The 26,416-nt window shown below is 43.4% G+C and carries 22 protein-coding genes; 8 read left to right on the top strand and 14 right to left on the bottom strand.

Annotation, left to right across the window (positions count from 1 at the left end):
- Positions 1–70 precede the first annotated feature (70 nt).
- The 4 genes from J8Z24_RS04045 (at position 71) to J8Z24_RS04030 (ending at position 3,003) form a co-directional block, all read left to right on the top strand.
- On the top strand, positions 71–1,123 hold the full coding sequence (locus J8Z24_RS04045; RefSeq protein WP_125250466.1) for an aldo/keto reductase: 1,053 nt from the start codon (positions 71–73) through the stop codon (positions 1,121–1,123).
- An 81-nt stretch (positions 1,124–1,204) separates the two neighbouring features.
- Positions 1,205–1,717: an NUDIX hydrolase gene (locus J8Z24_RS04040; protein ID WP_252095316.1), complete on the top strand. Its 513-nt coding sequence runs from the start codon at positions 1,205–1,207 to the stop codon at positions 1,715–1,717.
- Positions 1,718–1,790: 73 nt separating this feature from the next.
- Positions 1,791–2,480, top strand: coding sequence for a hypothetical protein (locus J8Z24_RS04035; protein ID WP_147391078.1), 690 nt, complete (start codon positions 1,791–1,793; stop codon positions 2,478–2,480).
- 40 nt (positions 2,481–2,520) lie between these two features.
- Entirely contained in the window at positions 2,521–3,003 is a 483-nt protein-coding gene (locus tag J8Z24_RS04030) for a LabA-like NYN domain-containing protein (protein WP_128731297.1), read from the top strand.
- An 86-nt stretch (positions 3,004–3,089) separates the two neighbouring features.
- On the opposite strand, the gene J8Z24_RS04025 is transcribed toward J8Z24_RS04030, so the two are convergent.
- Positions 3,090–3,800, bottom strand: a complete 711-nt coding sequence (locus J8Z24_RS04025; protein ID WP_252095315.1) for an SIMPL domain-containing protein — start codon at positions 3,798–3,800, stop codon at positions 3,090–3,092.
- 253 nt (positions 3,801–4,053) lie between these two features.
- Here J8Z24_RS04025 and J8Z24_RS04020 point away from each other — a divergent pair, with 253 nt between their 5' ends.
- Together J8Z24_RS04020 and J8Z24_RS04015 are read left to right on the top strand one after the other, a co-directional pair.
- Entirely contained in the window at positions 4,054–6,720 is a 2,667-nt protein-coding gene (locus J8Z24_RS04020; protein ID WP_125250471.1) for a bifunctional acetate--CoA ligase family protein/GNAT family N-acetyltransferase, read from the top strand.
- A 241-nt stretch (positions 6,721–6,961) separates the two neighbouring features.
- Complete coding sequence (locus J8Z24_RS04015; RefSeq protein WP_128731002.1) at positions 6,962–7,909, top strand: ion transporter; 948 nt, start codon at positions 6,962–6,964, stop codon at positions 7,907–7,909.
- Here the strand turns inward: J8Z24_RS04015 and J8Z24_RS04010 are convergent.
- The 3 genes from J8Z24_RS04010 to J8Z24_RS04000 are packed head-to-tail and all read right to left on the bottom strand — an operon-like array spanning position 7,904 to position 13,021.
- Complete coding sequence (locus tag J8Z24_RS04010) at positions 7,904–12,373, bottom strand: EAL domain-containing protein (RefSeq protein WP_252095314.1); 4,470 nt, start codon at positions 12,371–12,373, stop codon at positions 7,904–7,906. The two genes, J8Z24_RS04015 and J8Z24_RS04010, sit on opposite strands and share 6 nt — an antisense overlap.
- 19 nt (positions 12,374–12,392) lie before the next feature.
- Positions 12,393–12,818: a GNAT family N-acetyltransferase gene (locus J8Z24_RS04005; protein WP_252095313.1), complete on the bottom strand. Its 426-nt coding sequence runs from the start codon at positions 12,816–12,818 to the stop codon at positions 12,393–12,395.
- Positions 12,818–13,021 (bottom strand): DUF3283 family protein, encoded by a 204-nt coding sequence (locus J8Z24_RS04000; RefSeq protein WP_125250475.1) that lies wholly within the window; start codon positions 13,019–13,021, stop codon positions 12,818–12,820. Before J8Z24_RS04000 ends, J8Z24_RS04005 begins: the two co-directional genes overlap by 1 nt.
- Before the next feature lie 163 nt (positions 13,022–13,184).
- Here J8Z24_RS04000 and J8Z24_RS03995 point away from each other — a divergent pair, with 163 nt between their 5' ends.
- The gene (locus J8Z24_RS03995) at positions 13,185–13,874 is read left to right on the top strand and encodes a transporter substrate-binding domain-containing protein (protein ID WP_252095312.1); all 690 of its coding nucleotides are present in this window, start codon (positions 13,185–13,187) and stop codon (positions 13,872–13,874) included.
- Here the strand turns inward: J8Z24_RS03995 and J8Z24_RS03990 are convergent.
- From J8Z24_RS03990 to J8Z24_RS03965, 6 genes are all read right to left on the bottom strand, one after another.
- Complete coding sequence (locus J8Z24_RS03990; RefSeq protein WP_147391274.1) at positions 13,858–14,106, bottom strand: DUF1289 domain-containing protein; 249 nt, start codon at positions 14,104–14,106, stop codon at positions 13,858–13,860. The two genes, J8Z24_RS03995 and J8Z24_RS03990, sit on opposite strands and share 17 nt — an antisense overlap.
- Before the next feature lie 305 nt (positions 14,107–14,411).
- Positions 14,412–15,836 (bottom strand): dihydrolipoyl dehydrogenase, encoded by a 1,425-nt coding sequence (gene lpdA, locus J8Z24_RS03985; protein WP_252095311.1) that lies wholly within the window; start codon positions 15,834–15,836, stop codon positions 14,412–14,414.
- A gap of 211 nt (positions 15,837–16,047) precedes the next feature.
- Complete coding sequence (gene aceF, locus J8Z24_RS03980; protein ID WP_252095310.1) at positions 16,048–17,937, bottom strand: pyruvate dehydrogenase complex dihydrolipoyllysine-residue acetyltransferase; 1,890 nt, start codon at positions 17,935–17,937, stop codon at positions 16,048–16,050.
- Positions 17,938–17,948: 11 nt separating this feature from the next.
- Positions 17,949–20,615, bottom strand: a complete 2,667-nt coding sequence (gene aceE / locus J8Z24_RS03975) for a pyruvate dehydrogenase (acetyl-transferring), homodimeric type (protein ID WP_147391223.1) — start codon at positions 20,613–20,615, stop codon at positions 17,949–17,951.
- Between the two features lie 70 nt (positions 20,616–20,685).
- Positions 20,686–21,435, bottom strand: coding sequence for a pyruvate dehydrogenase complex transcriptional repressor PdhR (pdhR, locus tag J8Z24_RS03970; protein ID WP_125250480.1), 750 nt, complete (start codon positions 21,433–21,435; stop codon positions 20,686–20,688).
- Between the two features lie 286 nt (positions 21,436–21,721).
- Positions 21,722–22,474: a substrate-binding periplasmic protein gene (locus J8Z24_RS03965; protein WP_252095309.1), complete on the bottom strand. Its 753-nt coding sequence runs from the start codon at positions 22,472–22,474 to the stop codon at positions 21,722–21,724.
- 364 nt (positions 22,475–22,838) lie between these two features.
- On the opposite strand from J8Z24_RS03965, the gene J8Z24_RS03960 reads away from it, so the two are divergent.
- Positions 22,839–23,969 (top strand): DUF1570 domain-containing protein, encoded by a 1,131-nt coding sequence (locus J8Z24_RS03960; RefSeq protein WP_252095308.1) that lies wholly within the window; start codon positions 22,839–22,841, stop codon positions 23,967–23,969.
- Positions 23,970–24,137: 168 nt separating this feature from the next.
- Here J8Z24_RS03960 and J8Z24_RS03955 read toward each other — a convergent pair whose 3' ends face one another.
- From J8Z24_RS03955 to serB, 4 genes are all read right to left on the bottom strand, one after another.
- Positions 24,138–24,758, bottom strand: a complete 621-nt coding sequence (locus J8Z24_RS03955; protein WP_252095307.1) for a hypothetical protein — start codon at positions 24,756–24,758, stop codon at positions 24,138–24,140.
- Positions 24,759–24,784: 26 nt separating this feature from the next.
- The gene (locus J8Z24_RS03950; RefSeq protein WP_167508308.1) at positions 24,785–24,961 is read right to left on the bottom strand and encodes a hypothetical protein; all 177 of its coding nucleotides are present in this window, start codon (positions 24,959–24,961) and stop codon (positions 24,785–24,787) included.
- A gap of 9 nt (positions 24,962–24,970) precedes the next feature.
- Positions 24,971–25,222: a helix-turn-helix domain-containing protein gene (locus tag J8Z24_RS03945; protein WP_147391369.1), complete on the bottom strand. Its 252-nt coding sequence runs from the start codon at positions 25,220–25,222 to the stop codon at positions 24,971–24,973.
- Between the two features lie 180 nt (positions 25,223–25,402).
- The gene (serB, locus tag J8Z24_RS03940; protein WP_252095306.1) at positions 25,403–26,416 is read right to left on the bottom strand and encodes a phosphoserine phosphatase SerB; all 1,014 of its coding nucleotides are present in this window, start codon (positions 26,414–26,416) and stop codon (positions 25,403–25,405) included.

The raw sequence follows: 26,416 nt of genomic DNA, 5'->3' as shown, positions 1-26,416 counted from the left end.
ATACAGTTCAAAGCACTAGATCCGTTACTTTGGCTATATTTAATCATTCAGTAATTAATCAGGAGCCTGCATGAAGTACTCACGACTTGGTAGTAGCCCACTTGAAGTTTCACGCATTTGTCTTGGAAGCATGACTTGGGGCGTACAAAACAACCAGCATGATGCCGACGAGCAGATCAATTATGCACTAAGCCGTGGTATTAACTTCATTGATACCGCTGAAATGTATGCAGTTCCCCCTTCACCAGATACCTATGGTAAAACCGAGGCTATCATAGGTAACTGGCTAAAACGCCATCAAGAAAAGCGCGAGAAGCTCGTTGTTGCAACAAAAATTGCAGGTGCTGGCTTACCCTGGATCCGTGAAGGTAATGCCATTACAGGTAAGGCCGTGATCCAAGCCGTAGACGATTCTTTAGCGCGCCTAAATACCGACTACATAGACCTGTATCAGTTACACTGGCCAAATCGCACCTCCCCGCACTTTGGTAAGCAATGGCCTGGTATGTTGCCACTCACAGCTCTTAACAGTGATGAAGAACGTGATGGGATGTTAGATATTTTAGAGGGGCTAGCAACATGTATTCAAGCCGGAAAAATTAACCATTGGGGTCTTTCAGATGATACGCCATGGGGAATTCACACCTATCTTAACTTGGCCAAACAACACAATTTGCCAAAGCCTGTCTCTATTCAAAATGAATTTAGCTTGTTACACGCAAAGGATTGGCCATACCTCATTGAGAGCTGTGTGAACGAAGATATTGCCTATTTACCTTGGTCACCGCTTGCCAGCGGAATGCTAAGTGGTAAGTATTTAGGCGGCGCAAGACCCGAAGGCAGCCGCTGGACTTTGGTACAACGACAGGGCTTATTCAGAGACACGCAATTAGCTCAAGAAGCCGTTGCTAAATATGTAGACATTGCCAACGAATTCAATATGACCTCGGCTCAGCTGGCACTGGCATGGTGCAACCAAGTCGATGGCGTGACTTCAACCATAATTGGCGCTACGACCATGGCACAACTTAAAGAAAATATTCACGCGTTTGAAACTCCCTTGTGTGCAGAAGCCTTAGCAGAGATTGATACTGTATTCAAAGCGTATCCAGCACCATTTTAGACCATCCAATCGCGATACGCTGAGGCTTAGCGTATCGCCTTATCACACTATCCTTAATTATCTAGATTGAAGTTAAACCCCATGCAGAACCTTAATACTACTCCAGCCATTCCACTTCAGGGTACTTGTTTTACCAGAAAAACCGCTCGCGCTATCGTCCTTAGGGGTAGTGATATTTTACTGCTTTACACCAAGCGTTATGACGATTACACCCTACCAGGTGGTGGCGTCGACGAGGGTGAAAGCTTAGAAGCAGCATTGGAGCGCGAGCTAAAAGAAGAAACGGGTGCAGTATCCATCACAGGGGTGACGCCGTTTGGCCGCTATGAGGAGTACCGCCCTTGGTATAAAACCGATCATGACAATATACATATAATCTCTTATTGCTATGTTTGTGAGATTTGTGGCGAATTTGATACCCCTACCATGGAGGATTATGAACACGCCAATGGTATGAAACCGGTGTGGATCAATATAAACCAAGCCATCGCGCATAACGAAGCAAAACTCAATGATGCAAATAACAAAGGGATGTCCGTTTTACGTGAACTCACCTTGCTAAAACATATTTCCGCACAATTAGTCACAGATTAATTTGCCTATTGAGGGAACAATTAAGCCTTTATTAAACTCTAACTCCGCACGACTCAAGGATTTAATAAGAATAATGCGGCTGCTCCAAAACAACCTGATTAGTTTCACCATCATCGGCTCTATTTTGCTGCATCTACTGCTCGGGTGGTACCTGCAGCAAAGTACCTACGTCCCCTCAAAGCCGTTGCCAATTAAAGCAATGAAAACCTATTTGGTTATTGAGCCTACTAAGCCTAAGTCGGAGCCTGTTAAGACCCCGGCGATCACTGAAGATAAGCCAGTAAAAGAGTTAAAACCGACACAGCAGGACAATGTAGTCGAAGTACCAAAAGCGACACAAGTAGACCCAACAAAGCCAGCGGTTGAAAATACAACCAAGCACGTGGCCAAAACGGCCGTCACCACACAACCTAAAAAGCTAGATCATCGAAAAGCAATCTCGCAATTTCGCCAGCAACTTTTAGAGCGCTCGGCCAGTGATAGTGTTCTTAGCCCAAATCAAGCAAAGCCGCAGCGGATCACCGTGCCTAAAAGGCATCAAACTACCGCTGCGAGCATGCAAAGAGAACAACTCGAGTCTACGCCTCAATACACCGTCTACCGCGAAAATGGCCTGTGTTATGCTGAGGTTAGACCCGATCCGAGTATTCCGACACCGGAGGGGTTAAATAAGAATTGGCGTACTGCGCCCCGCCCTTGCGATGGCGGAGCCATTAAAAAAGCCTATGATGCCGCGATGACTAAATGGCTAAACAAGCGCTAATCTTGCTATCATAAAGCAAACCTATTGCTAAGAGTCCGTTATGGAAAAAGTCACCATTTTAGTCGATGCTCAAAATGTTTATTACACCACCAAGCAAGCCTACCAAACGGGCTTTGACTATAATGCGTTTTGGCGCAAAGCAACGGCTGATCGCGAGGTATATCAAGCCATTGCCTATTCCAGCGAACGAGGTGATGATAAACAAAGACAGTTCCAGAATATCTTACGAGCAATAGGCTTTGAGGTGAAATTAAAGCCTTATATTCAACGTGCCGATGGATCAGCGAAGTGTGATTGGGACGTTGGCATTACAATTGATGCGATGGAGTGCGCAGCAAAGTCCGATGTGATAATTCTAGTTACTGGTGATGGTGACTTTGATTTACTCGCCAGTAAACTTAGAGATAAATACCATACTCGAGTTGAAGTTTACGGCGTGCCGCAACTTACCGCTGCTTCTTTGATCCGTGCTGCCAGTGAGTTTATACCAATCGAAAACGAGTTATTAATTGGCAAGAAATAAACAAGAAAAACCCCTTTGATAGAAGGAGCTTTGCTTGTTTGACGAATTTGTCATTTTTGCTCGCTTAGCCGCGTAATAAACGCGTTTTAATCGGATAAGTAATATTCCACACTCGTTACCACGCGCACGATTTTAATTTGTGGTGTGTTACTGTCTCGGTCACGAATACTAAACTGCCCTTGCCTTGCCGATTTTATTTTGCCAAGCACAGAGTCAGAATCTTTAGCAAATTTTACCGCCACTTCTCGCGCTTTTTGCGTCGCTTCTTGCACCATTTCAGGCTTAATATCATTAAGACCAGTAAACAAATACTCTACTCGATTTTGATAGTCATCTTTAGTGATAGCAATACCTTGTTTTGCCAGTTCATTCAGCTGACCCAATGCTTGGGAGACTTTATCAGGATTATTAGAATATACCGTGACTCCAGCCTTTGCTACATAACGAAACCCTTGATTATTTTGGCCATACTCTTGAGCATATTTGTCTGTGATAGAAGGTGCCGACACCGATAGCTCGGACGCATCAAACCCCTGCAAGGTTAGAAATGCCCGAATGGCTGCATTTTTCTTTTCGGTGCGCTCAACAAGCGTTTCAAGGTCGTTATCGGCATCACGATAAAACACCGGCCAAATTACCGTATCTGCTTTGACTTCTTGTTCAGATAAGCCCTTCACACTAACGGTTCGCTCCATGCCTTTTACTGCAAGAATGGTGTCTTTTATCAACCAACTACTTATCACCACTGCCAGTGATAATAGCGCGGCTGGGGCTAAATATTTACTCATAGTCGACATCTTTCTATCCTCGGGGTTATGCCTTCGTTGTGACTTTCAAACTCTTAAACCTATTTGCTTAATTAAGTGCGCTATCTTAAGGTGAAAAAACCTGACCTAGTCAGCGTCAGAGTGGCTCCTTCAAATTGAGCGAGTATTAAGTCTAATTGGTATTATAACGGGGGTAGATCAAAGTCTACCACTGTAGCGCTCGAAAACTGCCAGCAAAATGGTAGAGTGATAGATATGAGCCGAGGCTGAATTAGGAATCAATATGAGCGTAAAACGCATTAGCCAATTTTTTAACCCAAAATCAATTGCCGTAATTGGGGCCTCTAACCACCCTGATCGCGCTGGCTTTATCGTGATGCGCAACTTGCTTCAAGGCGGATTTAAAGGGCCAATTATGCCTGTTAGCCCAAAACACGCGGCGGTGCATGGTGTACTGGCTTATGAAACCATCAAACAGCTTCCGAAAGTCCCCGACCTCGCCGTCATAGCCACCAACAAACAAACGCTGATTAAAATAATCACCGAACTGGGTGAAATAGGCTGTCAACATGCTGTTATTATTGCCGCAGGTCTTGATAATCAGCATAAACAACAGCTAAAAGAAGCAGCCAAAGAAGCAAAAGTAACATTACTTGGTCCAAACTGCCTTGGATTATTAATTCCTCATTTGGGAATTAATGCCAGCTTTTCTCATACTGTAGCAGCACCTGGAAAGCTCGCCTTTATTTCACAATCTGCGGCTGTCTGTTCCACTATTTTAGATTGGGCACAGCATAAAAAAATTGGTTTTTCCTATTTTGTTTCTGTCGGGGATTGTCTTGATATTGACTTTGATGAGTTGCTTGATTTTTTAGGTCGCGATCCGAAGACACAGGCCATATTACTTTATATTGATAATATCGATGATGTTAGACGGTTTATCTCCGCAGCAAGAGCGGCGGCCTTTAGTAAACCTGTGATTGCTATAAAAACGGGAAAAACCAAAGCTGGTGCTATTGCCGCTCTCAATCATACCGGAGGAAATACCTCAGATGATGCTGTGTATGATGCTATGTTTCAGCGCGCAGGTATGCTGAGGGTAAATGATCTGAGAGAGCTATTTGCTGCCACTCAAACCCTTGCCCTGCACCCCAAATTGCTGCAAGTAGAACAGCTAACTATATTAACCAATGGCGGTGGCCCTGGCATTATGGCAGTGGATACGCTGCTGCAAAACTCCGGCAAATTAGCCGTGCTCAGTGAGCAGACTAAGCAAGCACTTAGCGCCCTGATCCCACAGACCGATCATGCTTGCAACCCCATCGATATTTTTGGCGATTCCTCACCAAAGCGCTACCAACAGGCGCTAGAGATTTTGCTCAAGGCAGATGAAGTTAAAAATTTACTGATCATTCATACCCCTTCAGCCTTAGCTCCAAGTACGGCCTATGCCGAAATTATTGCCGAAACCTTGGCTAAAATTCCAAAAATGGCACGCCCTTATGTAATGACAAACTTTATGGGAGAGGAAGCCGCTTACGCGGCAAGGCTTGTCTGCGCTAATGCAAAAATCCCAACTTATCGCACGCCGGAGGGAGCTGTCGGTGCATTTATGCACTTAGTTAGCTATCGTCGTAACCAAAAGCACCTCACCCAAACACCAGAATCTTACAGTGATGAAACTCACCTTCAGCATAAACAGAGTAAAACGCTGATCAATGAGTTTTTACATGCAGGTGCCGCTAAACTTGCAACACATCAGGCATCCCAAATACTTGCCAATTACGATGTAGAGTGTATCGAAACAAGAGTTGCCTTAACCCCCTCGGAAGCAAAAGAACAAGCTCAGAGACTAGGATTTCCAGTTGCGCTTAAACTCATTAGTCATGATATTCCCTCTAAATCTGAAGTCGGAGGCGTAGTACTTAACCTCAATGATGCTGAAGAAGTTGAACAAACTGCATTTGCCATGCTGCTGCGGATCCGTGAAGCTGCACCCGATGCCGAAATTGAGGGCTTTTCATTACAAAGAATGGCAAAACGTGCTGGTGGGCAAGAATTAAGAATTGCGGTTAAGACCGAGCCTGGTGTTGGTCCAGTGATCTTATTAGGCGAAGCTGGTACCGGCTTAAACTTTTCACAAGCAGCAGTAGCTTTACCGCCTTTGAATATGAACCTTGCCAAATACCTTATTGCCGCAGCTCACGATAAAGGCGTCATAAAGGAGCGCGCTTTACCTGAAAAGGTAGACAAATATCGCCTGTGTGCCTTACTCACTAGAGTGTCGCAAATGGTGGTTGATCAGCCCGATATTAAAGATATGGAGCTCAATCCCATACTAGCCTGCTCGGGACAGTTTCAGGTATTAGACGCCACTATCTCCTTGAAACGTTATCAGCCAGTTGCAGGACGTAAGCGTCTTGCAATACGCCCATACCCTAAGGAGTTGGTCAGCACCGTCACCTTAAAAGATGGCCGCCCCGCAACACTGCGCCCTATTCGTCCTGAAGACGAGCGAGCTCATCAAGAGTTCGATCAATCTTTGACTAAAGAGGATAGATATCGGCGTTTCTTCGGTGAATTACCGCAGTTTAACCATGATCAGCTGGCAAAAATGACACAAATCGATTACGACCGTGAGATGGCCTTTATTGTCACTATACCGAATAAATCTAGCTACCAAACACTAGGGGTGTCTAGAGTCTTGATGGATCCTGATAATTTAGTTGCAGAGTTTGCCGTGGTCGTGCGTTCTGATTGTCAGGGGTTGGGACTTGGCAGGATTCTCATGGAAGCGGCTATCACGCACTGCCGAAAACAAGGCGTTGAGAGTATTGAAGGGATCACGTTACCGGAAAATAGTGGCATGATAGGCCTTGCCAAAAAACTTGGATTTACGGTTTCGCGAGATTTCGAAGAAGGCACCATCCAGATGGTGTTACATTTTTAATCATACAAATTTGCTTAATTAAGTGGTCTATTTTGAGGCGAGAAAATCTTGTCGATAACTCCGCTACCGCGTCCTGCTATCGCCAAGGTACCTACATCCGTGTAGGCAAGGCTAAAATTTTGCTATTTAGTTGTTCTAAATGAGAAATTTTTAACGCTGTTAGCGTCAGATTTACTCCTTCAAATTGAGCAAGTATTAAGTCAAATTGGTATCAAATAGGGTTTGGAGAGCTAGCATTTTGATGCAACTTCACATCAGAGAAAAAACCGCTGCGGTTTTAGAAGCAACAGGTAAATATCGCAAAGTTGGTCGCGCGGTTGATATATTTCTTATTACTCTCATTCTTACGAATGTTGTCGCGATTGTACTTGAATCTGAGCGAGACTTAGCGAAGGCATATCATTATTACTTTCTCACCCTGGAGCTTGTCAGCGTTGCCATATTCGCAGTGGAATATCTGCTCAGGCTATGGTGCTGTGTAGATAAACTCGACTATCGCCACCTTGATTTACCAAACTGGAAAAAGCGCCTTAAGTATTTAGTATCACCTCTTGCGCTGATCGATCTAATCGCAATATTACCCACTATTTTAATGGCATTTATTGCCTTTGATTTGCGTTTTTTAAGGGTGATCCGCTTACTGCGAATTTTTAAACTCACGCGTTACTCAAGAGCAATGCAACTATTACTCGCAGCATTTAAAGAAGAGTCTAGTTCTTTGTTAGCAGCATTTTTTATTATGAGTGTTGTGCTCATTATGGCTTCTTGCGGTATTTATTTAATTGAGCATGATGTCCAGCCGGATAAGTTTGGCTCAATTCCCAAGTCAATGTGGTGGGCGATGGCGACACTCACCACTGTAGGTTATGGTGATGTTGTCCCTATAACCCCATTAGGACAATTTTTTGGTGGTGTGATCACCTTACTCAGTATGGGAATGGTGGCGATCCCCACAGGGTTGTTGGCATCAAGCTTTGCAGATCAGATGCGAAAGCGCAGAGATGCCTTTCATGAGGCTGTGCTACATGCTTTAGTGGATGGTGAGGTTGATAAGAATGAAAAAGAACACCTAGAAGCGTTAAGACTTGAATTAGGGCTGAGCCAGCTAGAAGCCAACCAAGCCATTAAACTAATGGCAAGCCAACGTGTGCATCACATGTATTGTCGTCATTGCGGCAAGCGGCTATAGCCGCTGCTGCATTTTTAGCATCTCAGCCACTTGCTCGCCAGCTACCGCGGGACTATATCGGTATCCCTGATAGTGATCAACATGCTCTGCTGTTATTCTTTGCAGTTGAACATCGCTCTCTACACCTTCAGCAACACACAAAAGCCCTAACCCATGGGCTAGATTCACACACGAGCGAACAATTAAATAACTCTCTGGTTGCTCTGAAATTTGCTCAATAAACTGCTTATCTATTTTTATTGCATCAAGTGGCAACTGCTGCAAGTAAGTCAATGAGGCATATCCAGTGCCGAAATCATCCATATAAATGCTGCAACCCAGTGACTTGAGCGCTTTCATAACTTCTACTGCACTTTCAATGTTGCTCAGCATCGCGGTTTCTGTAATTTCAAACGTCACATATCTCCCGTCCACTTTACTGCGCTGCAACAGACTTGCTATCTCTTCAACGAGCCCTTCATAGTCAAAGTTAATCGCAGATAAGTTAACAGATACATATACATCTGGTTGTATGGTTTGCCAGTGTCTCAACTCGATTAGCGCCCGCGATAGTGTCTGTAGTGTAAGCTCTGTCACTACACCTGTTTGTTCAGCGGCTAACGCAAATTCTTGGGCACAAAACTCATCATTGTCAGGCCAACGCAACAAAGACTCAAAACCTAGCAACTTGCCACTTTGAACATCGACGATAGGTTGGTAGTGATTACTGAACTGGTTATTTTTTAGCGCGTTCATCAATGCTTGTTCGACTTCCCGTGAGCGCCTTACTTTGCCGTTCATTTCTTCACGGAAGAATTGATAAGCTGAGACTTGTTTTATGAGCACATGATCAAGTGCTGCTTTTGCCGCTTGGCTCAGGGCAAAAGCATCTAAGGCATCATCAGGATACATTGCAATTCCAATAACAGGCTGCATTGCTACACTTTGACCTGACACATTAAATGGGTTGGCAAAAGAGTGAAGTAGGCACTGCACATACTGCTGAACCTGTTCAGGGTGATCTAATCCCTCCATCAATACATAAAACAACTTGTCTTGACCAATGGCTAAGCTGTCTAATTCACGAAAACAACAACGTAGCTTTTTCGCCAGCAAGGGTAATAATTCGGCCACAAAATCTGTACCGTAAATATCATGAAGGTGTTGCAAACGGCTAAACTTGATAACCAGCAAAGCATGTTGAGTTGGGTGAACTTGAGATTGCTTAATCACATGTTGCACTCTATCCATCAATAGCGCTTTGTTGGGCAGGTTAGTTTGTAAATCATAATTAGCTAATTGATATAGTTCTTTTTCGCTGCGCTTTTGTTGACTAATATCTGTTAACACCACCACATAGCTGTGTAACTCCCCCTCGCTATTGGCTACTGCAGATATTTTCACTAAAACATCACGTTCATCACCATTTGGTAGAGTTACAACCTCTTCGGAGCTAATGTGTTGGTGCACAGCCAAAGCCATCGTTTTTCGCAGATACATTATGCGCTTTTGCCGCGATACACCAAGTTTCACGGCAGTACTAGAAGATGGGATTGACTCCAAGTTGAAAGCATTTTGCATCGCTCTATTGCATACTTGAATACGTAAATTTTTGTCTAGGATCATGACCCAATCACGAGTTTGCTCAAATGCAGCGCCAAATAGTGCTGCCCGCTCCTCAAATAAACGTTCACGCGTCAAGTTAGTATAAGTTCCAGCTACTTGAGTGGGATTACCATCTTCCCATTCCAGCACTTTGCCAAAGTCTTTATACCATCGCCATTGCCCTTGGCTGTCTTTTAGGCGGTATGTACAATCGATAAACCCTTTATTTGTAGTCACAAACTCTAGCCACTGTAGTCTGAACATTGCCCTATCTGCGGGATGTATTTTTTGCAGATAATCGTCAAGTCCGACACTTTCAAGATCGTAATCTAGTTCATTGATAAGTCTCGGTTGATAAATTAACGTGCTCCCAGCATGCCACTCCCATACCCCTGAGTTACTTCCTTCAAGTGCCATTTTTAGCCGAGCCTCACGATCTTGTGTGGCTTTGTGGGCAGCTAAGATAAGCTGCTCAACGCGATATTTTCGATAACTCCAAAGCGACAATAGCATCAGCGTTAAAAACACATAACCCGCTATCGCAACTGGTGAGCGCCACGCAGGATAATTAACCTTTATCGTCAATTTTGCAGGAGGCGTATAGTCGCCAGTAAGGGGGTCTTTTGCCCATACTTTTAGTGCGTACTCACCGGGATTCAATTTAGGAAAAACAACTCGATTTTGATTGCGGCTCAGGATTTTTTGACCACCCGATATCTGGTATTCATAGATGATCCTATCTTGATAGCTAAATGCCATTGCTGAGAAAGACACCTCTAAGCCAATATCGTCATGTTCTAATTCTATATGCTCAAACTGCTTCAAACCCGCTTTTTGATTTGGCCGAGAAATTAAGTCCACACTGGTAATATTGACATGATCCAACAGCGGTTTTTTAGGGCGGTTATCCTCAGGAGCAAAAAGCACAAAGCCCTTGAGCATGCCGTAGCCAATCCTACCATCTTGCAACACCACAGAGGCACCGCCATTAAATTCATTAGAGAGAATGCCATCTTCGGTAGTAAATTGTTGCAGGTGCAAATTATCTGGGTCAAGCCGCCAAATCCCCTTGTGTGAAGACATCCATATCATACCCTCGTCATCTTGGCGCATTTCGTACATCAATGTATCTATTTTATGTGCTTTTAAGTCAATATTATAAATTGGCTCGTAACCGTCTAATGTCATACCGATTAAACCAAACGAAGATAAAGACAACCACAAGATGTTATTTTTATCTATCGTATATGTGGTGATGTCCACCGCAAGGTGCTTGTTTGCTTTTGGGGCTTTGTATATTTCTGTTAGTGTTTCACGCTGTGGGTCATACTGAAATAGCACCCCCGCATTATAATAGAGTGGCTTGGTTAAATCGTTTGGCAAAGGTGGATAAAAGCCATAAGCAAGAAACGGATCAACGCCTTCAAAAGATTGCTTTAAATGCGTTAATTCTGCGCTATCTATATCATAAACAAACATTCCTTTATCGCTATTCACAAAGTAGAACTTACCATTATTTAATAGCTGTCCACCTTTGACAAAAGCGGTTAATATCTCTTGGTCTTGCGCGTTATTGGCTTTTGGCCTAGTTAACTTATGTGTAACGGGATCGAATACAAATAGGCCTTTTACGGTAGTTAGCCACAATTTATCTTTGTATTGAGCTATCCTCCATACAATAAACTCAGAGAGAATATCATCACCCATATATCCTTTAAAAAACTGTTTGGTCTCTCTCGTTTTTGGGTCGTACCGGGTTAAGCCATCATTTGTGGCTAACCAAATATAGTCTCGCGTTTCGTGCATTGCCCAAACATTGCTGTGCGAGAAGCCTTCGCCCGTTACGGTCAAATCGCTAACATTGTCAAAGGCTAAGGTGCTATCCGGTAAGTAAAATGCACCATCCTCTTTGGTCGCAACCCAGATCCCGCCGTGGTCATCTTTTGCAATGTCGATCACACTGGTATTTGAGGGAAGAAATACACTTGACGATAAACGCTTATCACGAACTGCCGTACCCTCGGAAATATCGTAATAAACGAGTCCCTTATCTGTTCCGAGCAGCAAGGTTTGCTGATCGTGCTGAAGTATTTTCCAGATATTCAAATCAGGAAGTAGCGTTTTAAATGTTACCTTGGCGTCAAAATCTTGCAGCAGTTGCGAGATATCAAGCTCATACATACCCTCAACTGCGCCAAGCAGCAGCTTGTTATTATTGAGAATAAATAGCGATTTAGTGTTAGTTTGATAAGGATGTGCAACATCCGAAATGTGCTCAAGCTGACGCAGTTTTTTTGTTGGTAAATGATACGCAAACAAGCGCTCTGATGTAGCAATAAATAAAATATCTTGATGTTGATTAACAGCTCTAATAAAGCCATTGTCTTCATTCAATGGCAGGGTAACTTCTGTCACTAATTGACCAGAACGAATATCAAGTGTCGCCACTTCATTTGTTCTGACTGCCCACATGTGCTGATCATCTTTGGTTAGCACTAAGTCAACCATATTGTTGTAAAACTCTCCCTCCGTTGAGGGAGGCTCAATGTACTTTCGGTAGCGGTCGGTCGTAGGGTCATAACGCAGTAACCCTGCGATGGAAGTAGTGATCCACACACCGCCTGAATTATCCTGATAAATATAGTTAACCTGCACTTTATCAAGCACCCCATCAGGCCCCTCTACCTCTAAAACTTGATAGCCATCATAACGGTTAAGCCCTCCCTCTGTTGACAACCATAAATACCCCTGCTGATCAATTAACAGTGTATTTACGTAACTCTGGGAGAGCCCTTCAGCGGGTGATAATCGAGAGATTTGTACAGCACTTGCTAATGAAGAAAACAGAACAATACAAAAAATAAAGCACAGGCGAAACATAAAAAGCCAAAGTTGTTAACTAGGCGTAATACATTGCCACGAGTTGACGATTTTGTCCAAGATAACTCGCCAAGCGTGACGCAAGTTCATCGGGAAGCGGTTGCGCCTTATCACAAAACCCCAACGTGAGGTAAAAGGAGCGTAGATGAGTATATGCGAAAGTATAAACTGGACTATGTGGATTAACTCCCTGAAACTGGCTCAACGCGTCAGTAATAAGTGCCTTTGCAATACCCCGACCACGCCACGACTGGCTAACATACACACCTACTAGCAACCAGTGTTCTGCTACTGGTTGCAATCGACATGCAGCTATAATACCTGTGGTGTCTTTAACGACCCAAACAAGATCATGCTTTGCCGCTCTTCCTCTTGCTCCATGTGCATCATAAAACTTATTCACCAAAGGAGTCATGATAGGCGCTAAGCGCTCTATGATATACATCAGGCAAGCATCAAACTGAGATAGTATTCAAACTTTTGCTTTAATATGTCTTGCTCAGAGAGAGGGCGTTGATTAATCGCATCATAGATTGCTTCGCGACTTTTTTTGCCACGCTTTATTTGGTAAGCCCAAAATGACGCTTCATATTCAAGCTGGATCTGATACTTTTCTTGCCTTGGCAACAAACACAAGTTATGGCTCATCGTGCTATTCGAAGTAGATTATGGATGGCTATAGTTTATCATAATGACTTAGTGGGACAGCAGCAAAAATTTCTCCTCTCCCCCAACAAGGTATGCCTTTATACAATAAAGTATGTATAATCGAACGCAGAGTAACCATTTGTAGCATTTAAAAGGAGCCAGATTGAAAGCTACACTCCTGTGTTTAGTCCTTGTCGTTTTGTCCGTTACTTGTACCGCAAGTGAAATACCAAAAGTAATGAGATTCAACAAACCGCCTCAAACACCACAAGCGTTATATGTCATTGAGTTGATGGAGTTGGTTTATAAAGAGCTCGGCATTGAGATGAGACTTGAGGAGTTCAATCATAAAAGCTCTCTGATAGCGGCAAATGCCGGTAATTTAGATGGTCAACTTGGTCGAGTGGCAAGTATCGAGGATGATTACCCAAACCTCAGGCGTGTAGACTATCCTTTATTCCAATTTACATTGCAGTTATTCACTCTATGCAGTGATTGTACTCTAAACAACCTAAAGTCTCTCACTATCCGCAGTGGTTATCCCGTTGCCAGCACCTACTTGAACAAGCATGGCGCTGATGCGTATATCATCAATGTAAAAAGCGTGGTTGCTCAGCTTAATTTAGTCATGCAGAGACAAGTCGAAGGCGCGTTGCTCCTCGATTTTCATTTAAAACCTCACCTGCGAAATATTAATGAAGACAACTTGCAAATAAAGGACTTAGAAGTAGTTGAAAGTTTTCATTTTGTGCATAAAAGGCATGCCACATTACTACCTCTTATCAAAAAAAAGCTCTCAGAGTTTGAGCAAAAAGGTGTGATAGATATGCTCAAGGCTAAATATCAAATTTAAAGTTTTCTCCTCCTTGCTCGTCTCCCTGCCCCGCTTTCGCTTTACGTTGTAGGTATCGTTTATAGCGCTGCTGACATAATGCAATCACCTTACGCTTTTGCTCATTATTTAATGAATTCCATGCAAAGCGCTCTTCTCGACTACGATAACACCCGACACAATAACCGCGATTATTTACCTGACAGATCCCCTTACACGGACTTGGGATCTCAAATATCTCAATTTGTTCCATGTATAACTCAACCCCTTTGCCCCTTGTCTAATACCAATTTTCTTAATTAAGTGGTCTATTTTGAGGTGAGAAAATCTTGTCGATAACAAGGCAAAAATTTTGCTATTTAGTTATTCTAAATAAGAAATTTTTAACGCTGTTAGCGTCAGATTTACTCCTTCAAATTGAGCAAGTATTAAGTCAAATTGGTATAAGCATACTGCTTAGAAGCTGCGCTGCCAAGGTTATAAGGCGCGAGTTAAAACCTAGAGCCCCAAAAACAAAAAACCCAGCGCAAGGCTGGGTTTTTTAAAAGCTCAGAAAACTTACTTTTTCTTCACGGCTTTTTTGTTTGGTAGGTCAGTAATTGAACCTTCAAATATTTCAGCAGCTAGACCGATTGACTCGTTTAGCGTTGGGTGAGCGTGGATAGTAAGCGCTAGGTCTTCACCATCAGCACCCATTTCTACTGCTAGGCCAATTTCACCAAGCATTTCACCAGCATTGATACCAACCATAGCACCACCGATCACACGGCCTGACTCTTTATCAAAGATAAGCTTAGTTGAACCTTCAGTACGTGCAGAAGCAATCGCACGACCAGAAGCCGCCCATGGGAATACCGCAGTTTCAATGCTTAGATCTTGCTCTTTTGCTTCTTTCTCTGTCACACCAACCCAAGCGATTTCTGGATCTGTGTATGCAATTGAAGGAATACATTTAGGATCGAAGTAGTGCTTCTTACCAGAGATAACTTCAGCAGCAACGTGACCTTCATGAACCGCTTTGTGCGCAAGCATAGGCTGGCCTACGATGTCACCGATAGCGAAGATGTGATCAACGTTGGTTTTCATTTGCTTGTCAGTGTTGATGAAGCCACGCTCATCAACATTTACGCCCGCTTTGTCTGCGTCGATTAGCTTACCATTCGGTGTACGACCAACAGCAACTAGTACTTTGTCATAACGAACTTGGCCTTCTGGCGCTTGCTTGCCTTCGAAAGATACATAGATACCGTCTTCTTTCGCTTCAACAGCAACAACCTTAGTAGAAAGCATCACGTTAAACTTGTCTTTAACGTACTTTTGGTAAATCTTGATAACGTCTTTGTCAGCCGCAGGTACTAGTTGATCAGCAAACTCAACTACGTCAATCGCTGAACCTAATGCACGGTAAACAGTACCCATCTCAAGACCAATGATACCACCACCTAGTACAAGTAGCTTTTCAGGTACGTCTTTAAGCTCAAGTGCACCAGTAGAATCAATGATACGCTCATCTTCAGGGATAAAAGGTAGGCTTACAGGCTGAGAACCTGCTGCAATGATTGCATTATCGAAAGTTACTGTTTTCGCGCCGTCAGCACCTTCAACCGCAATGGTGTTAGAGCCTGTGAACTTACCGTAGCCGTTAACGACAGTAACTTTACGCATCTTAGCCATACCGCTAAGACCGCCAGTTAGTTGACCAATTACAGACTCTTTCCATGAACGGATTTTGTCTAGGTCGATTTGTGGAGCACCGAAAGAAACACCGTGAGAAGCCATTTCAGCTGCATCGTCAATTACCTTTGCAACGTGAAGAAGGGCTTTTGAAGGAATACAACCAACGTTCAAGCACACACCACCTAGCGTGTCACGAGATTCGATTAGTGTAACGTCTAAACCTAAGTCTGCTGCACGGAATGCCGCAGAGTAACCACCAGGACCACCGCCTAGTACAACAACTTGAGTTTTGATTTCGTTGCTCATGTTATTACCTTAACTGTTATTTGAACGGGTTTACTCGTTAAGAGTAGCCGACCCAAAGTGCCTGCCAAACACCCGATTCGGGGCACAGGGCAGAGAGAGTTATTATTGCTCGAAAGTGTATCATTCACACTCTCTATTGTCCCGCCTAAATATCAAGCGGAACAATAAAATACAAGAAAACCGCATCACCTAAGTGATACGGTTTCTATTCTTACATTACTAACTGGCGAATATCGCTTAGGTAGTTTGCAAGAGTCACAGTAAAGCGAGCTGCTAGTGCGCCGTCAATGACACGATGGTCGTATGAACAGCTTAGCGGCACCATTAGGCGCGGCTCAAACTCTTTACCATTCCATTTTGGTTTGAAGTCTGACTTAGACACACCAAGAATCGCCACTTCAGGAGCATTAACGATTGGCGTAAACGCCGTACCGCCGATCCCGCCAAGGCTTGAGATAGTGAAACAGCCACCCTGCATGTCAGAAGATGTCAGCTTACCATCACGTGCTTTCTTAGAGATTTCCATCAATTCGCGTGATAACTCAATGATGCCTTTTTTATTCACGTCGCGAACAACAGGAACTACAAGACCATTTGGTGTATCAACCGCGATACCGATATGAACATACTTCTTCAGAATTAAGCTCTCACCATCTTCAGATAGTGAAGAGTTAAACGTTGGGAAGTCCTCTAGTGCTTTTGCAGCGGCTTTCATCACGAATACTAATGGCGTAATCTTCACACCCATTTTCTTCTTCTCTGCAAGTACGTTCTGTTCTTTACGGAACGCTTCAAGCTCAGTGATATCGGCTTCGTCAAACTGTGTAACATGTGGGATTTGTACCCAGTTACGGTGAAGGTTTGCACCTGATAGCTTATTGATACGAGAAAGCTTCTTCTCTTCAACTTCACCAAACTTGCTGAAGTCTACTTTTGGCCAAGGAATAAGACCAAGTTCACCGCCGCCAGTGTTGCCACCTTTTGCGACTTGACCAGACTCAACTTGCTTAACCAGCTCTTTCACGTAGTTTTGTACGTCTTCTTTTAGTACACGGCTCTTACGACCTGTACCTTTAACGCGAGCTAGGTTAACCCCAAACTCACGCGCTAAACGACGTACTACTGGTGATGCGTGGGCATACTGATCATTGGCCACAAAATCATCTTTTTGTGCCGATGCTTTTGGAGCTTCAGATTTCGCTGCTGGAGCCGCTGATTGCGCTGGCTTTTCTTCAGCTTTAGCTGCTGCCTGAGGTGCAGGTGCCGCGCCTTTCACTTCGAATACGAAGATTAAAGAACCCGTTGATACTTTATCGCCAGCATTAACTTTGATGGCTTTAATCGTACCTGCGAACGGTGCTGGCACTTCCATTGAGGCTTTGTCGCCTTCAACCGTGATAAGCGATTGCTCTTCTTCAACGCTATCGCCTACAGCAACCATGATCTCAGTGACTTCAACTTCGTCACCACCGATATCTGGTACGTGTACTTCTTTTTCAGCTGATGCTGCTGGCGCTTGTTCCTGTGCTGGTGCTTGCGCTTCAGAAGCTGCTGGCGCATCACCGCTACCAGCAACTTCAAAAGTGAAGATCAATGAACCCGTTGACACTTTGTCACCCGCGTTGATTTTCACGTCTTTGATAGTACCAGCAAATGGTGCAGGTACTTCCATTGAAGCCTTGTCGCCTTCAACCGTGATAAGTGATTGCTCTTCTTCAACAACATCACCAGCTGCCACTAAGATTTCTGTGACTTCAACTTCATCGCCACCAATATCTGGTACATGAACTTCTTTCACTTCTGTCTTACCTGAAGCGTTTGCTTCTGGCTTAGTTTCTTTCCCAGGCTGTTCTGCAGCTGTTTCTTCACCTGCTGCTTCAAACACCATAATCAAAGAACCAGTCGAGACTTTATCGCCTTCAGCTATTTTGATTTCTTTCACCATACCTGCCACAGAGGCAGGTACTTCCATTGATGCTTTGTCGCCTTCAACCGTGATAAGCGATTGCTCTTCTGCAACCGTGTCACCTACGCTTACTAGGATCTCGGTTACTTCAACCTCATCGGCACCAATATCTGGAACATGAATTTCGATTGCCATTACTCGTCCTCTTATGCGTAAAGTGGGTTAGTTTTGGTGGTGTCGATATCAAATTTCTTGATAGCGTCAGTCACAGCTGATTTTTCAATCTTGCCTTGCTTAACTAGCTCACCAAGTGCAGCAACTACTACGTAACCTGCGTTCACTTCAAAGTGACGACGTAGGTTTTCACGGCTGTCTGAACGACCGTAGCCGTCTGTGCCAAGTACTTTGTAAGATGCGCTCGGCATAAATGCACGTACTTGATCAGCATAGTTTTTCATGTAATCGGTAGCTGCAATTGCTGGCGCATCACCAAGCACACTCGTGATATAAGGTACTTTTTGCTCTGCTTCTGGATTTAGCATGTTAAAGCGCTCAGCATCTTGACCGTCACGAGCAAGCTCGTTGAATGACGTTACAGAGAATACATCAGAACCGATACCGTAGTCGTCGCTTAGAATTTGCGCCGCTTTACGTACTTCGTTCAAGATAGTACCCGAGCCCATTAACTGAACCTGTGCTTTGTCGCCAGTGTGGCTTTCAAGCTTGTAAATACCCTTACGAATACCTTCTTCAGCGCCTTCTGGCATTGCAGGTTGATGGTAGTTTTCGTTCATGAGCGTTAGGTAGTAGAACACGTTCTCTTGCTCTGGACCGTACATACGGCGGATACCATCTTGCAAAATAACCGCTACTTCAAATGCAAACGTTGGGTCGTAAGAAATACAGTTCGGCACCGTACCTGCTTGAATGTGCGAGTGACCGTCTTCGTGCTGTAGACCTTCACCATTTAGCGTTGTACGACCAGCGGTTGCACCAAGTAGGAAGCCGCGCGCTTGTTGATCGCCCGCCATCCACGCCATATCACCTACACGTTGGAAACCAAACATTGAGTAGTAGATATAGAACGGGATCATTGGTAAATCGTTGGTGCTGTATGAAGTTGCCGCAGCCACCCATGAAGACATCGCGCCTAGCTCATTGATACCTTCTTGTAGTACCTGACCAGAGGTTGCTTCTTTGTAGTAAGAAACAATATCGCGGTCTTCAGGCTTGTAGTTTTGGCCATGTGGGTTGTAAATACCGATTTGACGGAATAAACCTTCCATACCAAAAGTACGTGCTTCGTCAGCAATAATAGGTACGATATTTTTACCAATACTCTTATCTTTCAACAAGATATTTAGTGCACGAACGTAAGCCATCGTTGTTGAAATATCACGTTTTTGCTCTTCAAGTAGTGGTTTAAACGCATCTAGCTCAGGTAGCGTTAATGCTTCTGTGAAGTTAGGCAGACGCTTAGGCGTGTAACCGTGCAGCGCGTTACGGCGAGCATGTAAATACTCGTGCTCTTTTGAGCCCTCTTCCAGCGTTAAGTATGGCAGGTCTTGTAATTGCTCGTCAGACACTAAGTCATCAAGGCCTAGACGAGAACGTAGATGCGCTACGTGCGTCATGTCCATTTTCTTAACTTGGTGAGCAATGTTCTTACCTTCAGCCGCAGCACCCATGCCGTAACCTTTTACGGTTTTAGCTAAGATAACTGTTGGACGACCTTTGGTTTCTTGTGCTGCTTTAAACGCCGCGAATAGCTTAGATGGCTCATGACCACCGCGCTTCAACGCGAAGATTTCTTCGTCAGTCATATCAGCAACCAATGCTGCGGTTTCTGGGTAACGACCAAAGAAGTGCTCGCGTACGAACGCACCATCTTTTGATTTGTAGGTTTGGTAATCGCCATCAACTGTTTCGTTCATCAGTTGTAGTAATTTACCTGTGGTATCTTTAGCAAGTAGCTTGTCCCAACCAGAACCCCAAACCACTTTGATCACGTTCCAGCCAGCACCTTTAAATAGGCCCTCTAGCTCCTGAATGATCTTACCGTTACCCATTACTGGGCCGTCAAGACGCTGTAGGTTACAGTTGATTAGATAACATAGGTTGTCTAGCTTTTCACGGGCAGCGAATGAAATTGCACCACGTGATTCTGGCTCGTCCATTTCACCATCACCAAGGAAGGCATAAACGCGTTGCTCAGAGGTGTCTTTTAGACCACGGCCATCTAGGTATTTAAGGAAGCGCGCTTGATAGATAGACGCGATTGGGCCTAGACCCATAGAAACCGTTGGGAACTGCCAGAATTCAGGCATTAATTTAGGGTGTGGGTATGAAGAAATACCGTTACCGTCGACTTCCTGGCGGAAGTTGTCTAGCTGCTCAGCGCTTAGGCGGCCTTCAACAAATGCACGAGCATAAATACCCGGAGAAATGTGGCCTTGGTAATATACTAAGTCACCACCGTCCTTCTCGTTTGGTGCACGGAAGAAGTGGTTGAAACACATTTCATAAAATGCAGCTGACGACTGGTAAGAGGCCATATGCCCGCCCAGCTCAAGATCTTTCTTCGACGCACGAAGTACGATCATAATCGCATTCCAACGGATGATAGAGCGAATACGACGCTCAAGGTTCACATCCCCTGGATACGCAGGCTCTTGATCTGCTGGGATAGTGTTGACATAGTTAGTCGTAGTGCCTGTTGGCATATCTACGCCATCAAGACGCGCTTGCTCTAATACTTGCTCTAACAAGAACTGAGCGCGCTCTACGCCTTCTTCTTTTACGACCGACTCAAGCGCCTGTAACCATTCTTGGGTTTCTAGCGCGTCTACGTCAATTTTATTGACTTCAGACATATGGAGTGTTCCTTATGTTTAAAATACGAATTTATTCTATTTGTGCCAATTCTTACTGAATCAAGCCCGATTACTGCTGCTTAGTTCTACGCAGTGAGCGCTCTATTCGCGAGCGCTCTTTACCGGCTTCTAATAACGCTTCTTCGATAAAGGCTAAGTGGGCGTTACTAGCAAGTCTTGCTTGTTCAGGGTTACCATTGATCACCGCATCTAATAACAACTTTCTGTGCTCACCGAGCTGCTCACTGACATCTGATTTTTGCACCAAGACAGTTAAGTTTTGCAGCACGTTTTGCTCAAGCAATGACTGCATCCCTTTTACAAGATGAAGCAGGACGACGTTGTGCGACGCTTCTGCAACGGCAAAGTGAAAAGCATTAATTGCCCTTGCCTTTTGCATCAGGTCATCACCTATCTGTGCTATGTTGTCAAAGCTTTGTTGTACCTTTGCAAAGTCATTCTCTGTGCCCCTGAGCGCCGCATAGTAGGCTGCAATGCCCTCTAGTGCATGACGGAACTCAAGTAAATCGAACTGAGATTCAGGGTGTTTACTGATCAAGTCGAATAATGGATCAGTTAGCCCCTCTTCGAGCTGATTCTTAACATACGTACCACCACCTTGACGACGGGTTACAAGCCCCTTTGCTTCCAATTTCTGGATAGCCTCACGTAGTGATGGACGCGACACTTCAAATTGCTTAGCTAGCTCACGCTCAGGCGGCAACTTTTCACCCGGTAATAACGAGCCCTCGAGGATCATATTCTCAAGCTGTTCTAGTATTACGTCCGATAGTTTTGCTGCTTTAATCTTTAAAGACATTGAAATAACGCCAATTTTTTATGATGTGACCTAGCCAGCTCGCTGACTTATTTTAATCAATTTGGTAAGAATTAACTTCATAGGTAAATTGGTCATACCAAATTTGCACAATACGTTATCAAAATCCATGACAACTGTCAAAATTCAGCTCAATTCAATAATAAACTGAGTGTAAAAACAACAGTTAAAGTGCATAAATTTTAACCAAGAATCACGAAAATTTAAAAGGTGATTTAAATGGTCAGACCAGATAAAGATTTAATGAGGATAGCTTTATAGAAGACAGTTATGATTCAAGCGCACGTTCACAATGCGCTTTAAAACGCGCAACATAATCCATATCACTTAACAAAGTCTTTAATCCCCTGTTGTATGGTGCCAAATATTCACTATGGTGTTTGTTGATAAGTAAATACCCATGCTGCACAAAGGCTGGCTCGGGTTGGGCGACCAATAACTTTGCATCGTCAACAGGGAGCTCCTTTAGATAAGCCTTAGCTGACTTTTCATCCATGATCATAATATCGGCGCGCTCTCTTAAAATAAGTGCAATATTCTTACTTGTATAAGTCGCATAGGATGTTTTTATTGCATGCGTATCAATAGCGTCTAGTAAAGCTTTAGGATAAGTTAAACCCCGGTTTAGTAACAACTTATGCGGTTTTAGATCGGCGTAACTAGTAAACTGAAAATCAAGTGTTTTATGGTGATAAAATCGCGCGATTTCTTCTGTCAGTGGATACTCAGTATAGTGATAGTCCCGGCTACGTTGCTCACTGTAATACCAATAAGCACTGCCAATATAGGAAGCTTTCATCCCTTCTTGATATGCTCGCTCCCAAGGCATGAATAAAAACCGCACTTTGATATTTGAAAGTGCAAATGCGTCTCTTATTACCTTGGCCACACATCCTTGGTCTTGTTGCGCCTGATCTAAATAAGGCGGCCACTGTCCAGTGGTAATGTTCACATGAGCTTCAAGCGCTCTCGTATTGCAACTGATACAAACCAGTATCACTATCAACCAAACTGCTTTCATCTGCACGCCTATTTATTTTTAGAAAGAGTATAGGCGACAATTTTTGTTATGGGTACATTATTGATAAAAAAGAACCGTTTATACCAATTTTTTTAATTAAGTGGTCTATTTTGAGGCGAGAAAATCTTGTCGATGACACCGCTTCCGCGTCCTGCTCACGCCGAGGTATCTACGTCTTGTAGACAAGGCAAAAATTTTGCTATTTAGTTGTTCTAAATAAGAAATCTTTAACGCGGTTAGCGTCAGATTTACTCATTCAAATTGAGCAAGTATTAAGTCAAATTGGTATTAATTAGCGGTTGCCAAGACAACCAAGGAACAGTATAACAAAAGCGCTTTTGGGGATATTACAAAGGGAACGACTTTGATTTGGCGAGGACTGGTTGCACTGCTACTTATTATATTCCTATTTTTTTTGCTGGTACTAATTTACCCTAGCGCATCGAAAGACTCGCCCAAGTCTTTATTACAAGAGCTTGGCAAACAATTGGAGATCCAAACCAATAAACTTCGTGCTGTAATAGACCCCTCTCATGTACCGACATATAAACCGCAGCTAAACACTCAACGAGTTACTCAACCAGTTACTCAAAGAGTGCCCACGAAAAAGCCAGAGCAAGTACTGGAGCACCTGACAGGCCACAGTGATGTGGTTAATATGTTTAGCGGCATGACAACGCCAACTTGCGCAACTTTAAAAAATAAAGTGTTTTCGTTAAACGCGCAGTCCCAAAACAACCAACAGCTGCAATTACAGCTAACAGGTAAAAAACTTAATCCACAAGCCCGTGCTCAAGCACAGCAAGTACTCCAAGTGGTCTACCTGCTATTTCAGCACTTTATCAATCAATCGGCACAAAAAAAAGCGCTCAGTCCTATCCAGCTAAATATGTATATTGCAGCCAACGATGATGAGTATAACGAGTTACTTCTTGCCCGTAATGTCGAGCCTAGTGGTACTGCTGGGATGTATTTTTTGTTTCAAAACCAAGGGTTTGTTAATGGTGGTGGTAGCGATGAACAAACCTTAAGAACATTACTGCATGAGTCAGTGCATGCGCTGGTATTTTATTATTTTGGCTTAACACCTAGGTGGGTAACGGAAGGCATAGCGGAGTATTTTGAGCACCTTAGAATAAATGAGACGGGTCGATTTACGATCTACAACTCAACTGAGGACTGGCTAACGCAACAAGGCCTGCTGCGCACACACTATACAAAACTTGATATCAGCACTTTGTTCAACAGCGAAGACCAATGGCAAACGCTGCAAAATACAACCCTTTACGCTAACACCTATCTATTCACTGGATTTATGATTGAGAACAACAGTAACGCTTTGTTTGAATACTTGCTTCAAGAAGGCAGTAATCCTTGCAATATTGTACCAGCGCAAAATATTGAAACACTCTTTCGTAGCCACAATGCGCATATTGAGTCTCAATTTGAACAATGGCGCAGCGTCCCAAGACGAATACAAATTGGCCGCTGGTAGAGCGCTTGCTTTGTATACTGGTCGATTTCAACCAATTTACTTGGTCTAAGGTTTTAGCTTTTTAGCATGTGTAGGTGTGCCTGGGGCACTCATTGAAGCACTGGTAATAGGAAAGAGGCTAGACTTTAGATTGAAAACATAAAGTCCAGCCATGTTGACTTTATATATCTAGGTAGCGGCTTTTCTTCTGGTAAAGTTTTGTCTAGCCATTTTAGTGGTGATTGACAAAACAGCAGCGAGTTCGAGGCCTAATAAAATACTCTTGATTGAAGAATAATTATAAAACACCCAATCCCACCCCCAAAACTGCTTGGCAAACTCTTCGTTTACTCCAAGATATTCTAAATTACGAATCAAATTTTCTGCCATGGCTAGTAAATCTATACATATAAATAAAAGAAACACTGTCATCAATGCCATATCAGCATTGGTCATTAAGACCTCTTTTGTTTCTTTACCTTTTCTAGTCAACCAGTTTCGAGACAAAATCGGCCTAGTGGCTATTAATAAAAACATCACTACATCAGTTAGAAAATGAATGAGATATATACGATTATTTTTCCAAACTTGAATAGACTCGTCGCTAAGTGCAAACAGTTCAAAATGGAAAAAAGAAAACCCCAGTAGATGAGTAACAAAGAGTAATATACAGATATGACGAATATTAGTATCTGAGAAATAGACAAGACCAACTATTGCTATTGCTGTCAACATAACTACTTGGTCAAGCTGAGAGTTGAAATAAAAGATACTAAAAGGAATAAAAAGAAGTGCTAATAAATATTTCATACTTTACCTGTAAAAACTCAATTCCATTACCCATTAGTTGAATCTTCTTTGACTTGTTTGGGTCGGCCACCATTTTCTGTACCACTTCCGCCATAAACAAGCTTAACGTCTACCTCAACAAGCCGAAGTTGATGCAGTTTACTTTCTTGCAATGTATGACACCCCAATAAACGAGCAAGAAATACCGACATTAAATTCTTCATCGTTAATTCCTATTTTTTTAAGTCTTTTTGTTCCGCTTCACTCTGTCGAATTTGAGCGATAAGCCCTTTGATATCAACCGAACAATAAATACATATTTCTAAAAATTGGTTTATTCGTGGCTGGCCAACATCAGTCTCCCAATTCTCTATCGTCCTGAGAGAAACACCAATTTTATCTGCCATTTGTTGCATGGTGACTCCCTTTCGTTTTCTTAGCGCGCGAAGGTCATCCCCTGTTATACTATTTTTAAAGAAAAACAACGCTGTTATATCCCTAACATGATATCGTTACTATACGAATGTTAAAGAAGCAGTAAATGAGTCATGCCTTGCACGCTTTGCTTCTATGCCATCTGTGAACCTAATAGCGCAGATAGTAACAAACAGAAACAAAAAATCAACAAATAAAGCATTACTCTTTATTACGTTACAAATCGTATATTAATTCGGCACCCCAAGCAAATATAACAGCTGTAGCAGTGAGCCTTCACAAATAGCGGCGTCAGCCTGTTCAACCACTTTTGGCTTGCCGTGAATGGCTACACCGAGCTGTGCTTTTGCCATCATCACCAGATCATTTGCGCCATCACCAATAGCGACTGTTTGCGCCATAGGTATACTTAACTGGCCTGCTAACTGCTCAAGCACTTTCGCCTTTTTATCGGCATCCACTATCTCTCCTAACACTTTGCCAGTTAGCTGCTCGTTAGCCACTTCTAAGGTATTAGCAAAAACAGCGTCGAGCTGTAACGGTGCGATTAGCGCTTCTGCAAACCAAGTAAAACCACCGGAGGCAATGGCTAAAGACCAGCCATGCTGTTTTAATGATTGGCACAGCACTGCAATACCAGGCATCAATGGGAGGTTTTCCTTTAACGCTTGGATCTGCGATAGCTTCACACCTTCAAGGGAGGCGACACGACGATGTAGGCTTTGTGCAAACGAAAGGCTCCCCGCCATGGCCTGCGCTGTGATAGTTGCCACTTCATCAAACCTGTCAGCCAATCTTGCAATCTCATCAATACATTCGATTTGAATTGCGGTTGAGTCCATATCCATCACCAACAACCCAGGGCGCTCAAGCGTTGGTGCTTGGCTTATAATTGCACCTTGTAGATGTAACGCATCAGCCACAGCCCTAACCTGTGCCTTAGTAGGCAAATGTGAGGTATCAATGCTAAAGGCCAGCGCCACAGGCAGCGATTTATGTGGTTGATAGGCACACACATAAATAGGCTGCGCGGTAAACTCAGCAATAAACTTAGCTAATTTTATCAAGTGCTCACTAGCTATCTCTTCACCAAAAAAACAAAGTGTTTGCCAAGTATTAGCAAGCGGCGGATTTACTTGCGAGAGACTTGTGTTATTTTGATAATGATACCACTGCCCCAGCGACATCATTGTGTGAATAGGTGTTTTTAGCTCAATATCGCCTAATTGAATGATTGACGGCAT

The organism is Pseudoalteromonas sp. SCSIO 43201 (assembly GCF_023716725.1).
GTDB lineage: Bacteria > Pseudomonadota > Gammaproteobacteria > Enterobacterales > Alteromonadaceae > Pseudoalteromonas > Pseudoalteromonas peptidolytica.
The sequence above is the reverse complement of the archived record's forward strand: the minus strand, read 5'-3'. Positions and strand labels throughout refer to the sequence as shown.

What these genes read in the sequence shown, in the direction of transcription:
- aceF (WP_252095310.1), bottom strand. Translation starts at nt 17,937, where the DNA reads ATGGCAATCGAAATTCATGTTCCAGATATTGGTGCCGATGAGGTTGAA.
- J8Z24_RS03955 (WP_252095307.1), bottom strand. Translation starts at nt 24,758, where the DNA reads ATGAAATATTTATTAGCACTTCTTTTTATTCCTTTTAGTATCTTTTAT.
- J8Z24_RS03965 (WP_252095309.1), bottom strand. Translation starts at nt 22,474, where the DNA reads ATGAAAGCAGTTTGGTTGATAGTGATACTGGTTTGTATCAGTTGCAAT.
- J8Z24_RS04030 (WP_128731297.1), top strand. Translation starts at nt 2,521, where the DNA reads ATGGAAAAAGTCACCATTTTAGTCGATGCTCAAAATGTTTATTACACC.
- J8Z24_RS04045 (WP_125250466.1), top strand. Translation starts at nt 71, where the DNA reads ATGAAGTACTCACGACTTGGTAGTAGCCCACTTGAAGTTTCACGCATT.
- J8Z24_RS04020 (WP_125250471.1), top strand. Translation starts at nt 4,054, where the DNA reads ATGAGCGTAAAACGCATTAGCCAATTTTTTAACCCAAAATCAATTGCC.
- J8Z24_RS04025 (WP_252095315.1), bottom strand. Translation starts at nt 3,800, where the DNA reads ATGTCGACTATGAGTAAATATTTAGCCCCAGCCGCGCTATTATCACTG.
- J8Z24_RS04040 (WP_252095316.1), top strand. Translation starts at nt 1,205, where the DNA reads ATGCAGAACCTTAATACTACTCCAGCCATTCCACTTCAGGGTACTTGT.
- J8Z24_RS04035 (WP_147391078.1), top strand. Translation starts at nt 1,791, where the DNA reads ATGCGGCTGCTCCAAAACAACCTGATTAGTTTCACCATCATCGGCTCT.
- J8Z24_RS04010 (WP_252095314.1), bottom strand. Translation starts at nt 12,373, where the DNA reads ATGTTTCGCCTGTGCTTTATTTTTTGTATTGTTCTGTTTTCTTCATTA.
- pdhR (WP_125250480.1), bottom strand. Translation starts at nt 21,435, where the DNA reads ATGTCTTTAAAGATTAAAGCAGCAAAACTATCGGACGTAATACTAGAA.
- J8Z24_RS04015 (WP_128731002.1), top strand. Translation starts at nt 6,962, where the DNA reads ATGCAACTTCACATCAGAGAAAAAACCGCTGCGGTTTTAGAAGCAACA.
- lpdA (WP_252095311.1), bottom strand. Translation starts at nt 15,836, where the DNA reads ATGAGCAACGAAATCAAAACTCAAGTTGTTGTACTAGGCGGTGGTCCT.
- aceE (WP_147391223.1), bottom strand. Translation starts at nt 20,615, where the DNA reads ATGTCTGAAGTCAATAAAATTGACGTAGACGCGCTAGAAACCCAAGAA.
- J8Z24_RS04000 (WP_125250475.1), bottom strand. Translation starts at nt 13,021, where the DNA reads ATGAGCCATAACTTGTGTTTGTTGCCAAGGCAAGAAAAGTATCAGATC.
- J8Z24_RS04005 (WP_252095313.1), bottom strand. Translation starts at nt 12,818, where the DNA reads ATGTATATCATAGAGCGCTTAGCGCCTATCATGACTCCTTTGGTGAAT.
- J8Z24_RS03990 (WP_147391274.1), bottom strand. Translation starts at nt 14,106, where the DNA reads ATGGAACAAATTGAGATATTTGAGATCCCAAGTCCGTGTAAGGGGATC.
- serB (WP_252095306.1), bottom strand. Translation starts at nt 26,416, where the DNA reads ATGCCGTCAATCATTCAATTAGGCGATATTGAGCTAAAAACACCTATT.
- J8Z24_RS03950 (WP_167508308.1), bottom strand. Translation starts at nt 24,961, where the DNA reads ATGAAGAATTTAATGTCGGTATTTCTTGCTCGTTTATTGGGGTGTCAT.